The organism is uncultured Cyclobacterium sp. (assembly GCF_963977555.1).
Classification (GTDB): domain Bacteria; phylum Bacteroidota; class Bacteroidia; order Cytophagales; family Cyclobacteriaceae; genus Cyclobacterium.
On the sequence record NZ_CAXBPD010000007.1, the window covers coordinates 1 to 14,839 of the forward strand.

14 protein-coding genes are annotated in these 14,839 nt (G+C 40.2%); 4 read left to right on the forward strand and 10 right to left on the reverse strand.

The features are described from left to right. The 4 genes from AAC073_RS10095 to murF all read right to left on the reverse strand — a co-directional run. On the reverse strand, positions 1-700 hold a 700-nt coding region (locus AAC073_RS10095; RefSeq protein ID WP_339923711.1), incomplete at its 3' end, for a site-specific integrase. Between the two features lie 209 nt (positions 701-909). Continuing rightward, positions 910-1,239 (reverse strand): tyrosine-type recombinase/integrase, encoded by a 330-nt coding sequence (locus AAC073_RS10100; RefSeq protein ID WP_339923712.1) that lies wholly within the window; start codon positions 1,237-1,239, stop codon positions 910-912. After that, positions 1,173-1,442 (reverse strand): hypothetical protein, encoded by a 270-nt coding sequence (locus AAC073_RS10105; RefSeq protein WP_339923713.1) that lies wholly within the window; start codon positions 1,440-1,442, stop codon positions 1,173-1,175. The genes AAC073_RS10100 and AAC073_RS10105 overlap by 67 nt, the downstream gene beginning before the upstream one ends. A 357-nt stretch (positions 1,443-1,799) precedes the next feature. Continuing rightward, positions 1,800-3,092, reverse strand: a complete 1,293-nt coding sequence (murF, locus tag AAC073_RS10110; protein ID WP_339923714.1) for a UDP-N-acetylmuramoyl-tripeptide--D-alanyl-D-alanine ligase — start codon at positions 3,090-3,092, stop codon at positions 1,800-1,802. A 185-nt stretch (positions 3,093-3,277) separates the two neighbouring features. Between murF and AAC073_RS10115 the strand changes: the two genes are divergently transcribed. Next, positions 3,278-5,401: a T9SS type A sorting domain-containing protein gene (locus AAC073_RS10115; protein ID WP_339923715.1), complete on the forward strand. Its 2,124-nt coding sequence runs from the start codon at positions 3,278-3,280 to the stop codon at positions 5,399-5,401. 204 nt (positions 5,402-5,605) lie between these two features. Here the strand turns inward: AAC073_RS10115 and AAC073_RS10120 are convergent, their stop codons facing one another. The 4 genes from AAC073_RS10120 to AAC073_RS10135 are packed head-to-tail and all read right to left on the reverse strand — an operon-like array spanning position 5,606 to position 8,147. Then, the gene (locus tag AAC073_RS10120; protein ID WP_339923716.1) at positions 5,606-6,397 is read right to left on the reverse strand and encodes an amidohydrolase; all 792 of its coding nucleotides are present in this window, start codon (positions 6,395-6,397) and stop codon (positions 5,606-5,608) included. Between the two features lie 33 nt (positions 6,398-6,430). Beyond that, the gene (gene def / locus AAC073_RS10125) at positions 6,431-6,979 is read right to left on the reverse strand and encodes a peptide deformylase (RefSeq protein ID WP_339923717.1); all 549 of its coding nucleotides are present in this window, start codon (positions 6,977-6,979) and stop codon (positions 6,431-6,433) included. Continuing rightward, positions 6,976-7,389 (reverse strand): Holliday junction resolvase RuvX, encoded by a 414-nt coding sequence (gene ruvX, locus AAC073_RS10130; protein WP_339923718.1) that lies wholly within the window; start codon positions 7,387-7,389, stop codon positions 6,976-6,978. Before ruvX ends, def begins: the two co-directional genes overlap by 4 nt. Then, positions 7,389-8,147 (reverse strand): hemerythrin domain-containing protein, encoded by a 759-nt coding sequence (locus tag AAC073_RS10135; RefSeq protein ID WP_339923719.1) that lies wholly within the window; start codon positions 8,145-8,147, stop codon positions 7,389-7,391. The genes ruvX and AAC073_RS10135 overlap by 1 nt, the downstream gene beginning before the upstream one ends. Positions 8,148-8,320: 173 nt before the next feature. On the opposite strand from AAC073_RS10135, the gene AAC073_RS10140 reads away from it, so the two are divergent. Next, positions 8,321-9,955, forward strand: a complete 1,635-nt coding sequence (locus AAC073_RS10140) for a S41 family peptidase (RefSeq protein WP_339923720.1) — start codon at positions 8,321-8,323, stop codon at positions 9,953-9,955. Between the two features lie 187 nt (positions 9,956-10,142). Further along, positions 10,143-10,541: a VOC family protein gene (locus tag AAC073_RS10145; RefSeq protein WP_339923721.1), complete on the forward strand. Its 399-nt coding sequence runs from the start codon at positions 10,143-10,145 to the stop codon at positions 10,539-10,541. A 72-nt stretch (positions 10,542-10,613) separates the two neighbouring features. On the opposite strand, the gene AAC073_RS10150 is transcribed toward AAC073_RS10145, so the two are convergent. Then, entirely contained in the window at positions 10,614-12,569 is a 1,956-nt protein-coding gene (locus tag AAC073_RS10150; protein ID WP_339923722.1) for a M1 family metallopeptidase, read from the reverse strand. A gap of 246 nt (positions 12,570-12,815) precedes the next feature. Here AAC073_RS10150 and AAC073_RS10155 point away from each other — a divergent pair, with 246 nt between their 5' ends. After that, a complete protein-coding gene (locus AAC073_RS10155) occupies positions 12,816-14,642 on the forward strand; it encodes a TonB-dependent receptor (RefSeq protein ID WP_339923723.1) in 1,827 nt (608 codons plus the stop codon). 41 nt (positions 14,643-14,683) lie between these two features. Here the strand turns inward: AAC073_RS10155 and AAC073_RS10160 are convergent, their stop codons facing one another. Continuing rightward, positions 14,684-14,827, reverse strand: coding sequence for a hypothetical protein (locus AAC073_RS10160; protein WP_339923724.1), 144 nt, complete (start codon positions 14,825-14,827; stop codon positions 14,684-14,686). Positions 14,828-14,839 lie beyond the last annotated feature (12 nt).

A 14,839-nucleotide genomic window follows, 5' to 3' on the forward strand; every position in this document is an offset into this window, starting at 1 on the left:
TATAAACAGTTGCGTAACGATTTTTCAGCCGATCGTTACTCTCGGCACACGTATGGAAAGTGGCATCCTTCTTTACCTTGCTTTGCAGAAGGATCTTTTTGAACAAGTCCTGGACACTCCTTTTGCTGTATGCCTTACCTGCCGTACGACCTTCGAAAAGATAGGTTTTGGGACGGTAGTACTTGTAATACTCTCGTAGCTTTTCCAACAGTTCCCTGGAAAGGAGAGTATACCTATCCTTGTTTCCCTTGCCTCCGCGGACTCTCAACTGCATCCTGTCGCTGTCGATATCGCCAAACTTAAGGCCAGCCACCTCGCCAAGCCTCAGACCGGAGCCATAGGTGAGCGCAACCAGGCAATAGTGTTTTCTGTTTATAATACCGTCGAGGATATGGGATATCTCCTCTTTTGAAAAGACGACCGGAAGGGGTTTAGGACGTCTGGGCCGTTTGATCTTTACAGGGTTCCAGTCTCTGCCGAGAACGTCCCTAAAAAGAATTTTGAACGCACTGATAGTCTGATTTACGCTCGAGGCCGAAAGATTTTTTGTCTCGATCTTGTGGAAAAGGTACTCTTTTAGCTCGGATATGCTGATCTGGTCGGGACTTTTTTCAAAATGGCCGGAAACTAGTGATACTTGGGAAATGTAATTTTGGATACTTCTAGGAGAGTAGTTTCTGATCTGCATCTCCTGATACATCTGCTGACGTAGGCTTTTTTTTCCATGATAAGTAAAGTTTAAAAGTTAAACATGGAATAAAAATAATCTATATACCTGAAAATAAGATCATTAATATATAAAAAGTGAAAAACTACCGACGTAGGAGGTTTTGTTCAACTCGTTTATAGGCGCAGTTTTATTGCACAATATATCCTTATTTGGTTGACTTGGTGTAGTTTTATTTCACTTTATATTTTTATGTCCATATCCTCTATTGGACTTCGAATCTCTTTAATTTCTCGGTTACTTACATGGGTATAAATCTCTGTGGTTTTACTGCTTTGATACCCAAGTAGCTCTTGTATATACCGAATATCCGTCCCTCCTTCATGCAGATGTGTGGCATTGGAATGCCGTAACCAATGTGGATAGGTCTTAATCGTAGATTCAGAATAACGCCTGTTTCTTATCCATTCTTTAAAACCCTGGATCTCTGCCTGTAAGACAGCATTTAATACAGGTAAATCAGGATATTTTCCGGCAAATCTACTTTCTGAATCCGGCTGTAATCCAACCAAATATTTTTTTCTTTGAAATACTGTAGTAACTCAGACACCTGAGTCGGTGTATAGGGAACCGCCCAAACCCGCTCTTTGAGGTACCACTTACATTCCGGAAATCCTTTAACAATCTCTTTTAATTCGAAATCATAGGGAAATTCAAGCCGTATAACATGCAGCTTTTGAAAGCTATCGTTTTTCAAAATTATGGTCTTCTGCATTGGGTTGAAAAAAATTATTTACCACAAGATACAAAATTTCAGGATTTCCCTACTACCTAAATCGTTTGAAGGCAATATTTTGAGACCTATTTACTCTCTAGGCACAGCTTGTCGAACCTTTCGATTAATGACAAGTGTATTCTCCATTGCTTAATGGTATTTGATGAAAAAAAATACTCCCATACCTATTGTCTCAATAGGTATTACTATCAGACAAAACGTACAAATGAAAAGAAAGCCCAAAAGTAAATAGTATTATCAGAAAACACCTGAGGGTTTTCTGATAATACAGTATCCCATCGGTAAAACAACCAAGGGCAGTATAAATTCATTAGGTTTTCTCAAAAGCAAACATCCCTATATAAAGCCAAGCAGGCCTTCCAATTTCATACCCCTACTCCCTTTAATCAAAATCTGATAGTCTTCTAGATTGGAGTCCTGGAGCCAGTTTCTTAGGGAAAAAGGATCGGGAAAATAAAGGGCTTTGGGAGCTTTAGATAAAGCATATTGGGTGTCTTTTCCTGCAAAACAGATCTTGTCAAAAGACATCTTATTCACAAGCTCACCTAACTTTTCATGTTCTTCCTTGCTGTATTCGCCCAGCTCATACATGTCTCCAAGAATGACCATTTTATGCTTTCGCTTATTTAACTTATTGAAAGCCTCAAGGGCAACTTCCATACTGGAAGGATTGGCATTGTAGGCATCCAATAAAATCAGGTTGCTCCGTTTTTCGATCATTTGAGAACGCATGTTTTCTGGAACATATCCAGCAATAGCTGCAGCCGCTTCCTTCATTGGCACCTTAAAAAATTTAGCGATGCATAGTGCTGCCGCTATATTGTCAAAATTGTAATTGCCGATAAGCTGGGAGGTATATTGGGACTCATCCGGAGGCAAGCTAAAAGATACATTAGGCGATGCACCCAAGAACTCTACGGAACAAAAATCAGCCTCACCCGGGAACAGCACTGGGCTTTCAAACCTTCTGATCATATTGGTAAAGACCTCTTTCCCTGAATTGATAAATACCTGGCCATTCGTTTCCAGTAGAAACTGGAAAAGTTCTGTTTTTGTTTTCAAGACCCCTTCTATACCTCCCATTCCCTCTAAATGGGCCCTGCCTATATTGGTAATCAGACCATGGCTAGGAAGGGCTATCCGACACAATTCATCGATGTCCCCCTGCTTGTTGGCCCCCATTTCTATAATCGCAATTTCAGTCTCCGCATTAATTCCTAATAGTGTAAGTGGCACGCCGATATGGTTATTGAGGTTCCCCAGGGTCGCAAGGACCTTGTATTTAACCGACAATCCCCTGACCAACACTTCCTTTGTAGTGGTCTTGCCATTGGAGCCCGTCAGGCCAATAACAGGGATGCTCATTTGTTTTCGGTGATGAGTCGCAAGTTGCTGCAAAGCCACTAAAACATCTTCAACCAAAAAAAACTTGTCATTTACCACCACCTCTGGATCATCCACCACCACAACCAGTGCTCCTGTCTCCAGGGCTTTTGCAGCATATTGATTCCCATCAAAAGAGGGACCTTTCAAGGCGAAAAACAAATCTCCTTTTTCGATTGTTCTGGTATCTGTAGAAACACGTTTTGAAGAAAGGAAAATGGCATACAATTGCGCTATTTTGTCCATAGTGGATTTATGATTTACTTTGATCAAACTTAAGACAGGTAATCTAAATACTGAAATTAGAGACAAAAGTAATGCATCTGTTTTCAATTATGGCCGTTTAAGATGAAAAATACCTTTCAAAAGGAATTCCAAAAATATAATATTAACCCAACAGAGGAATTGAAGCCAATTCATTATTTTCACATATGTTGACAAAAAAAATCCACCTTCTTATCCTATTTGCCTTCTTTGCCAATATTGCAAAAGCCCAATACAACTTTGCTTTCGAAACAAATTTGGAGGTATATGATGAAAATGGAGAAGCGCTACCTATGCCTTTTGTAGGTGGGATAAATGCGGCCCAATTCCAGCAATTTGACAGCAACAACAATGGTAAAGAAGAACTGGTCATATGGGACATCAACTCAGGAAACATAAAGGTTTTTGAGAAAAATGGCACTGCTTACAGCTTTCTTCCCGGGGGAAGCTACCTGTTCCCGGAAGATGTCAATGCATTTTTGCTCTTGGTGGATTTTGATGGGGACAGCAAAAAAGACCTTTTTACCGGCTCCCCATTTGGCATTAAGGCCTATAAAAACATTACTCCTGTGGGCAGTGCTATACCGGTTTGGGAAGTCGCTCAAAGCTTTCTGCGCTTGGAAAATGGCTCCAATCTTACGGCCAATATATTAGACATCCCCTTAATTGAAGACATAGACCAGGATGGGGATTTAGACGTACTGGTTTTTAATTTTGCCTCAGGCGATTTTTTGGAATATTACCAAAATACCAGCATGGAACGTAATGGAACGCCAGGCATTGATCAGTTCAAAGCTTCCCAAAACCATTGGGGAAATTTTGAATTTTGTGGTTGTGGAGACATTAGTTTTGGCTTTACTTGTGGTGGCAATGCCTTAAGCAATGCCAGAATGAATACTGACCGGCTAAAAATACTTCATTCGGGTGGTCATTCCCTACTATACAAAGACCTCAATCAGGATGGAATCAAAGACCTGCTTATGGGAAGGGATGAATGCAACAGCCTGTATTTCTTAGCCAATGAAGGGTCAGATATAGCACCCGTTTTCTCCTCTATTAGTACAAACATCCCACAATTTGGTCAATTGCCTCAATTTCCAGTTTTCCATGCGGCTTATCTATTGGAAGAGGAATTAATCGTTTCTTCCCATTCCTCTGCCACTTCTTTCACTTACAAAATAGACTTTGCAAAAGCACTGTATAGACTACCATCGAATTCTGAATCCAGCCCAGACCTCTTTTTAAAAGATGACATGCTGGATTTCGGGGAAAATTCCAGGCCTTTTTTTACCGGAAATAAATCCAATGGTGAACTCTTCATCGCTGCCAATACCAAAGTGGGGGATAAAATAATAGGTAAAATATTCGCTTATGAACTGACAGAAAGCCAAGCCCGCCTCACTTCAAACGATTATCTCAACATAAGCCAACTAGCACTAACCGAACCAAGTTTTCAAAGGTTTCAAACGAAGGACAATCAATCCTACCATATCGTAACGGGTGATGCTTATGAAAGCAATGTTCCTCAGAAAAAAATTTATATTTCTGAAGTGGCCAACCCAGAAGATATCAGTGAATTAATGCTGCCTTCCATTACTTTACGGGGATTGGATCAGGTTCATTTTTTTCACGATCAAATCAATAACTACCTACTCCTTGCCAGACAAACAGGGGAATTGATGCTCTACTCACTTAACAATCGCTTTGAAGCTGCATTGTTGTCCAATGATTTTCTAGACTTTATTGACAACCCAGTAGCCAGGAATTTAGCCGTGACAGTAAAATCAGGGGCAAAACCTTTATTAATGGCCATCAACCAACAGGGAGTTTTGTATGTAGCTGAAGACTTTCTTCAGGAGGAAGAAAAATTTCCAGTCTCTATAAAGTTGGCAGAGACCATATTTCCAGAAACGAGGCTTGGTCGTAACGCCTTCCCCACTTTTGTCCCACATTTATTGGGTGATGGCTTTGATTTGATTCTAGGAAGCAAGGCTGGAGGCCTGGAATATTTGAGCCAGTTGGGTGATGGAGGTACTGAACCAGGAGCCAGTACTGAAATACTGTTGTTCCCCAACCCTACGAATGGAAGGGAATTTAAAATTGCAATAAATAAAAATGCCCTAATGAATATCTACAGTCCTTCTGGGGCACTTATAACACAGGGGATTGAGCTAGTGGAAAATCAGGAAAACCTAATTAACAGCTATGGCTTCCCTTCAGGTTTGTACTTGTTGGAAATCATAAATGATGAAAATGAAAGGCATTATAGAAAGTTGATTGTTAGTCCCTAAATTGTGCCCGTAGAAATCCCCCCCTCCCCCTTGAAGGGGGAGTTGCGGCTAAAGGTGTTTTATTGTTGTTTGGTATCATTGTAACGGGCTGAGTAAATGGGAAATCAGGTTCGTGCACGTTAGTCCTGAAAGTGCAAACTCCCCCTTTTTTTTAAAGGGGGATCAAGGGAGATTTTTTACGAAATCTATTTTTTTTTAGACAAGTCAATCAATAGAAAAACCATCGACATCCTTCCAAGCTGGGAATTTGGCCCGGTAATCCACAAGTTCTTTACCATTCAACTCCACTATAGAAATCTTTGCAGATTCGCCGGCCTGAATAATGTCCTCGCCTTTGAATCCATAAGCTGCAGAATGCCCACAATAGCTCACGCCATTGCCATCTTCACCAACACGATTCACGCCAATACAATAGCTAAGATTTTCTACGGCCCTAGCTCTAAGCAATGCATCCCAAGCAGTGACCCTTGATGCAGGCCATGAGGCAATATAAAAAAGCAAGTCATAATCCATTTTCCCTTCAGGTGTTGCGGTATTTCTAGACCAAAGGGGGAATCTTAAGTCGTAACAAACCTGTGGGCGAATATTCCAACCTTTGCAGGTGAAAATTTTATTCTCTTCACCCATCGAATAATAATTGTCCTCTCCTGCCATTCTGAAAAGGTGTCGTTTGTCGTAGTGCAAAAGCTCCCCTTCTGGAGTAGCCCAAAGCAAACGGTTGTAATAGCTACCGTTCTCTTTTATGATGACACTGCCTGTAATGATAGATTTCAACTGACCGGCCATTTGAAGTAGCCATTTGGTACTGTGGAGATTCATGGGTTCTGCCTGGCTGGCTGAATTCATAGTAAATCCCGTGCTAAACATTTCAGGCAATACAATAATATCTACCTTTTGAGGCATTGCCCATAGCTTTTCTTCAAACATAGCAAGATTAGCAGCGCTATTTTCCCAGTATATATCTGTTTGTACTAAAGCTAAGGTTAGATTTTGCATGGTGACGATCTAAAAAAAATTAAAACTCTTTAATCAGGGATAAAGCATACGGTAATCAGTAGATACCTTTCCTTTGCTAATATCTACCAATTTGCCTTTTACCATTCTCCTTTTTAGGCCTTTAAGGTAATCCACGAATAAGATCCCTTCCAAATGATCATACTCATGTTGGATGACTCTGGCAGTCATGCCTGAAAACTCCTCTTCCTTGAGGTTCCAGTTTTCATCAAAGTATTCAATGGTTAATTTTTCAGGCCGAGTTATTTCTGCCCTGACTTCAGGAATACTCAAACATCCTTCTTCAAAGGTGTATTTGTCTCCATACTCGTCAAGAATGATGGGGTTGATAAAAGCTTTTCTAATGCCTTTCTCCTCGTCCTCTTCGTCCAACATCAGGTTACTGTCAAGGACAAATAGACGTATCCCTTTGTTAATTTGAGGCGCGGCAAGGCCTACACCATTTGCTTTACCCATGGTGTCAAACATATCCGAAATTAACCCACAAACATCATCACCTTCATGAATTTCTTCTGCCTCTTTCTTTAATACTTGGTGACCGTAAGCTACTATAGGGTATATCATTTTCTATCTAAATAGGTTTGTAAAATTATTGCGGCACTAATTTTATCCAGGTTGCCCGCTTTTTCCCTTCTATCTTTTTTCTTGCTACCCATGCTGATCATGGATTGCATGGCCATTTTGGAGGTGAAGCGCTCATCTACGAATTCAACCTTTATTTCAGGGAATATTTTCTTTAATTTTTTCTCCATGGCCATAACAGGCTGTGTCATGTTTGTATCCGTACCATCCAGAGATTTTGGCCATCCTAAAACTATTGTGGAGACCTCTTCCTTATTTGTGTAATCCTTTAAATATTCCAACAATTTGTGTGTTGGTATAGTTTCCAAAGGACTTGCTACAATCACCAAAGGATCAGTAACAGCTAAGCCTGTGCGCTTAGTTCCCAGATCAATGGCCAGCACCCTGCCCATCAATTGTTCTTAATTTGCAAACGAAGCTTTCTTAAAACCTCACGTTCTAGCTCTACTGCTTTTGGGAAAAGCAGGTCATTTTCGATTTTAGCGTGTATCATTAATTCACTTTCGAGCTTTTGAAGTTCAAGGTACAATACCCGCACAGATACACTCGCCTTAGTGGAAATTTGATAATCATTTGTAAGCTTCCTGATACCCTTCATTTCGTCGTCATGTGCATCATGTTCTTCAGCCATTTTCTGAATGGACGGTAAAGTGAAAACTTTAATTCCCTCCGACAATGGAACCGATCCACTTTCTATTTCATGCAAATAAGCAATCCTTTCAAAAAGGGTGTCCTCCTCTTCATGAATGTGGTGAATAAAGTCGTCTACAAACAAGGGAAACATCAACCTCAAATCAGTGATTAGGTTTTTTTGTGATTTATCCATCTCAATTCCCTCCACCATACTGGTAAGAAAGGGCAATGCCTGCCTGATAAAATGTCGGTGTTTTTTCTTTAGATACCCTACCAAAACGCCTATAGGGTGAAGAAAGAGTTCATCTTTAGTAGGCTCCACCCTGCCTGCCCACTCTTCCAATTCAGCAATCACCTGAGAGGGGTTCACTCTGTATTTGGCACAGACTTCTTGCAATGAGTGTTCCTCATGCTGAAAGAAACTAATACCAAAATAGTGCAGTACTTCAGCTAAAACATGGTTTTCAGTAACCAATTCTCCAATGGATTTTATATGTTTGTTTTCGGAAGAGTGCATTAACACAAAATTAAAAGAAATAAATGTAAAAAAAGTAAGTTAGCGCACCGATTTTAAAAATATTACGTTTATCTAAACGAAACGCCAGTAATACATGTTTAATTGTAAAATTGGTGAAAAACCATTAAATTAAACGATGCTTTTCTTTGCATAAAAATATAAACAGGAACAACGTGAGCATAAAGAAGAATACAAAATCACAAATAAGACTACCAATTTTCCTGGCTTTGGGCATTTCGGCGGGTATTTGGATAGGAGCGACTTTTGCAGAACCCTCGTCTGACAGAAATGATCTCAAATCAGCAATATATAAGTTGCAAGAGATCATTACTTACATTAACAGGGATTATGTAGACAGTGTAGATACCAATGAGTTGGTGGAATTTGGCATTGAAAAAATGCTTGGTAAACTTGATCCACATTCCAGTTATATTCCGGCGAAAGATGCTGCCTTGGCAAAGTCTCAACTAGAAGGAGAATTTGACGGAATAGGTATCGAATTCGGGATTTTAAGAGATACCATATACGTGGTTTCCCCATTAACTGGAGGACCTTCTGAGAAGATAGGTTTATTGCCAGGAGATCAGATCGTAAAAGTAGATGGGGAAACTGTTGCAGGAACTGGTGTTACCAATAGAGATGTATTTGATTTACTACGTGGACCGAAAGGTAGCCAAGTAGAAATTGCGATTAAAAGAAAGCGTGAATCAGACTTACTGGACTTTAAAATTACCCGGGATAAAATACCCCAATACAGTGTAAACGCCTCTTACATGATAGACGGCGAAACAGGTTATATAAAAATAACCCGATTTGCGGCCAACACACACGAGGAATTTAGAAGTGCTTTGGAGGAATTGAAAGCCGAGGGAATGAAGCGTTTAATAATGGATCTTCAGGGCAATCCTGGAGGTTATATGGGAGCGGCCATAAATATTGCAGATGAAATGTTAAAAGATAAAGCTGTAATTGTTTCCCAAAAAGGTAAACTGGACAGATACAATCAAGAGGCTTTTGCCGTTCGCCCTGGTGCTTTTGAAGAAGGTGCCGTGATTGTCTTGGTAAATGAAGGCAGTGCTTCGGCTTCTGAAATTGTAGCCGGTGCCATTCAGGACAACGACAGGGGATTGATTGTTGGCCGTAGGTCTTTCGGCAAAGGACTTGTGCAAATGCCCATAGATCTATCTGATGGTGCGGAGCTTAGACTTACCATTGCAAGGTATTATACGCCTTCAGGAAGGTCTATCCAGAAACCCTACGGAGAGAGCGAAGAAGACTATGCCATGGATTATTACAATCGATTAGAACATGGAGAATTCTTTAGTGCTGACAGCATAGACTTTAACGACACTTTGAAATATGAGACCTTGAAAGGAAGAACCGTTTATGGCGGAGGTGGTATAATGCCTGATTACTTTGTTCCTTTGGATACAAGTATGTCAAGCTCTTATGTTAACAGGCTTTTTAGCTCTGAGTCATGGAGAGAATACATCTTGGATTACCTAGATTTAAATAAAAAGAAATTTGATAAAATGCCTTTTGAAGCATTTAACAAAGACTTCGATATTACGGATGCTATGTTAGGTGACTTGGTAAAAACGGGGGAAAAATACAAAGTGAAGTTCAATGAAAAGGACTTTGAGAAATCGAAAACCTATTTGAAGATTCTCCTCAAGGCCCACATGGCTAGAAACATCTATGATGACGACGCCTTTTATAAGGTGATCAACGAAGTCAATGAAATTTACCAACAAGCAATAAAGCTGCTGGACAATGCAGGGGCTTTGGCTTTCTTTAAGGAAGAATAACAATATTATAACCACTTAAGCCGGGGGATACAATTTCTCCGGCTTTTTTGTGCTTTAATAATTTTGACCTGAAATAAACAATTGGCCTTCTGTTATCCGATGAAATCCATCCCCAAGAACGCTATTGTATAATCCGGATTTAACTTGATAAATACATCCAGATTTAAACCCTAACCCGCTACTCCCTATGAGTGAATCTGTTCGAATTAAATTTAATCATTACGCCATTTACGCACGTAACCTTGAAGAAACCAATTCATTTTACAGTGAAGTAATTGGACTTCAGAAAATTGAGGACCCCTTTAAAGATCACCTACATACTTGGTTCGATATCGGACATGGACTATCTGTACATGTAATAGCTAGAGAACAGCCTTGGAAAGAACAACAAGTAGATCGAACCAACCATATATGCTTTTGCGTCAAAGACCTGGAAGGTTTTATGGAGAAATTAGATAAACATGATGTGGCTTTTGGGGATTCAAAAGGCAGTAATGGAAAAGTTAATCTCCGTCCGGATGGTATTAGGCAAATTTTCTTTCAAGACCCAAACGGCTATTGGCTGGAAATCAATGATGATGTATAAAATGAAAATCATCTGCCATTAAGGACAATGCTATATAAAAAAAGGAGGGGCTATTATGCCCCTCCTTTTTAGTTACTTTTTATAAATTTCACTTGGCCATTTGTCGTTGGCAATATTAATATCTGGAAGTACTTTGTCAGGATCAATTTCAACCCCAACAAGTTGCTTATTGGATTTGTGCTGGTAATTCCAACTGTCTCCTCTTTGCCATATCTCTACTGGTAAGGTTATCCTTTCCTCGCTACCATCAGCATAGGTAAGTCCTAACTTTACAGGCATCGGCACCCCTCCTTTATTGCTAAGAATTACCACTTGGTCATTTCCATAAGGAACTACATTTTCTATGGCTAAGTCAATATTGGCAGTGCCATAAAACCATGACTTCCAAAACCAGGAAAGGTTTTCTCCACCTACATTTTCGATGATATTGAAGAAATCATTTGGCTGAGGATGCTTGAAAGCCCATGCTTCAATATAAGCCTTAAAGGCATTGTCAAAACGTTCCTCACCCAAAATATACTCCCTCAAAAGGAATAAACCTATAGCAGGTTTCATATAGGCAATCATTCCTAAGTTTGAAGTATTGGCAACATCCGGATACGTATCGATTCCCTCTCTTCCGTCACTATTTAGCCAGTTTACGTATTTCCTTGTTTGCTGCAAGTCCGAACCATATTCTCCCTCATTAAATGCCACAGAACTGTAATGATTAATAAATGAATTGAATCCTTCGTCCATCCATGCGTAACGTCTTTCATTCGTTCCTACAATCATAGGAAACCAATTATGGCCAAATTCATGGTCTGTCACGCCCCAAAGGGAGCCCTCTTTGCTTTTATAGCTGCAAAAATTCAATCCAGGATATTCCATGCCATTGATGTCAGCGGCAACATTTACAGCCGCAGGGTAAGGATAGGGATACCATTTATTGGAGTAATGTTCGATTGATGCCTTGCTGTATTCGGTAGAGCGACTCCAGGCATCCTGTCCATCACTTTCTTTTGGGTAAACAGATTGTGCAATGGCCTTTTTACCTCCCGGTAAATTTATTTGGGCAGCATCCCATATGAAAGCCTTAGATGAAGAAAAAGCTATGTCTCTCGCATTCTCTATTTTAAAATGCCAGGTAAGGGTACCCTCCTGTTTCGGTCTGGTCAATTCGGGTTTTGAAACTTCTTCGGGTTTTACCAGGTAAACCGTTGTGTCGCTATTGCTTGCCTTCTCTAACCGTTCCAATAAGGTCCCATTCAGCACTTCTTTTGGATTCTGAAGCGCACCAGACCCAACCACAATATGGTCATAAGGAACAGTCACCTTATAATCAAAGTCACCATAGTCCAAGTAAAACTCCCCTGCTCCAAGGTAGGGCTCTATGTTCCAACCCTCCACATCATCAAAAACCGCTACTTTCGGATACCATTGCGCCAAAGCGTAAATGGTGCCATCTGCAACAGTGAGCCTTCCCATTCTGTCCATGCCTTTTACAGGAACCTTAAAGGTGAAATTCATGGAAACAGTGGCCACTCCACCCTTAGCAGGAATAGGCTCATTGAAGAAAACCTGCATCCTCGTATCGGTAATTATATGTTTGGAAGAAACTGTACTTCCTCTTTTACTTAATTGTGCGGCTACGTTATTGATGGTATAACCTCCATCAATATCACCATTGTACCTATTGCCCTGAATAGGAGTAGTAAGTGTACCTCTGGAGTTTGGTGTAAACCTGTTTTGCTCAAGGTGAAGCCAAATAAATGACAAACTTTCTGGGCTATTGTTGGTATAGGTAATGTCTACCTTACCAGTAACGGTATGCTCGTCTTCATCAATGGTAACAGCAATTTTATAATCGGCTCCATTTTGCCAATAGTCTGGGCCTGGCTTGCCTGAAGCAGCCCTATAGGCTGAACCTTGCCGGTAAGTAAATTCATTGAAGTCATTTTGATTATTGCTTTCCACCTGGGCCAAAACCCAATTGCTGGAAAACATAAAGGCTACAACCAGCCATTTGCTTAGATGATTATATTTCATAGTTCTTTTTTTTGCTAAATTAAAGGAATTGAGACATAAAAAGGCATTCACAGTTATTATTCGTTCCTTTTCTTGTACTTCATAAAAAGAAAAAAGTTCTAGAATTGGCTGGAAATTATAAGTTTATTCCGTTGAATATTGGTCTCCTTATTAGAAATATAAGATTGCTGTCTAGAACGACTACGATCTTCGGATTTGTATTTCTAATTTTTTGAAGGGTACTTTGGGCCGCAAATAACTATTAATATGAAATATTGCCTACTATTAAGCATCCTTTTGCTCAGAGGATTGACCACTCTGGCTCAAAATGACAGCATCACGCATACCTTAGAGGAAGTAATCATTAGGGAAAATAGAATGAAAATTCCCTTTTCCCAGAGTTCCCGAAACATAAGTATTATCCATAGAAAGGAAATTGAAACAACCCCAGGGAGGAGCCTACAAGAAATCCTTTCTTTCACGCCCGGCGTAGACGTTAGACAAAGAGGGGTAAGTGGTGTGCAGGCAGACATAGGTATTCGAGGGGGTTCTTTTGAACAAACTTTAATGTTGGTCAATGGAATTAAACTTTCGGATCCGCAGACAGGTCATCACATGGTCAACATTCCAGTACCCTTGTCCAGTGTGCAGAGGATTGATGTGCTCAAAGGTCCAGCCTCCAGAATCTATGGACAAAATGCCTATGCTGGTGCAATAAATATTATCACGGAGCTTTCAGATAGCTTCCACCTGAATGGAGGTATTTACGGTGGTGATTTTGGCATGAGAGGAGGTTCTATTCAAGCCTCTTTACCAATAGGGAAGTTCAAACAAAACATTTCCTTTGCTCATGACGCCAGCGAAGGACATTGGCACAACAGTGATTATACCATCAATACCTTCTTCTATGAAGCAGGAATAGCCTTGACAAATTCTCAGGAATTGAAAACCATCCTGTCTTTTGCGAATCGGGATTTTGGTGCCAATGGTTTTTACACAAGTTCTTTTCCTGACCAATGGGAGAGTATTCAAACCAGCCTGGCAGCCGTCAGTCATACGCTAGAAAAAGGCAATACTTATCTTCAAACACGAGCTTATTGGAGAAGTAATAAAGACGAATTCAGGTTGGTTAGAGATGATCCTTCCTTTTTCCAAAACCAACACACTACCAATGTCTACGCCATTGAAATCAATGGTCGTCAGGACACAGATTTTGGTACTGTGGGCTATGGCGTCGAAGGGAGGCAGGAAGAAATAGACAGCAATAATCTCGGGTTGAGAGAAAGAACCATCATGGGTGCTTTTTTAGAGCATCGAATGAATTTCTTGAAATTTGGAGACATAAGAGCTGGGCTCTATTCCAACTATTATTCAGAATATGGATGGAAACATTTCCCAGGAGCAGAGGTAGGTTATCAACTCAACCCCTGGCTGAGAACCTACGCCAATTTCGGCATGAGCTTCCGAATTCCTACTTACACTGATTTGTACTATGTTGGCCCTACCAATATAGGCAACGAGGAATTGAAACCTGAAAAAGCTATCAATTATGAAGGTGGATTTAAAATTATAAAGCAAGGATTCAGGGCAGAAATAGTGTATTTCAACAGACATACTGACAACCTAATAGAATGGACCAGAGATGATGATGAATCACCATGGAAGCCTCAGAATTTTAACGAAGTCACCTTTCAAGGGATAGAGACAGGCCTGCAGTATCAATTTGCTGATTCACAAAAGGACTTTAAATTTAGGGAAGTAAGCATCAGTTATAACTATATAGATGCCAATCTCATTGAGAAAGAAGGCATAGAAACGAGGTATTCCTTAACGGCACTTCGCCACCAGCTAATTACAGGTTTGCAACTAATGTTCAAAGAAAGCTTTGAACTTACCGCTAAAATGAGGTACATAGAAAGGATGAGCTTAGATCCCTACTTTCTATTTGACGCCCGGTTGGATTACAACCGACTGAAACAATTCAGCTTTTTCACTGAAGTTTCGAATATTGGTAATGTAGATTATGTAGAAGCCGGAACGGTGCAAATGCCGGGAAGATGGGCAAGAGCAGGAATGAATTTCAGGTTGAAGTAAGCAATTATGGGGTACAAAAAATAAACCTATTTCCTTCAATCTCATTCAGCACTTATCATTACAATTCGATCAAATTTATTAATATCGCCATCTGTAGGCGGAGAGTTAACCCTTAACCATCCTTCGGCAGGCTCAGGAACCTGCGTAGGTGAGGCGTGTAAGTGACCAAAGGGAGAATTACGCACCTATTCTCAGTA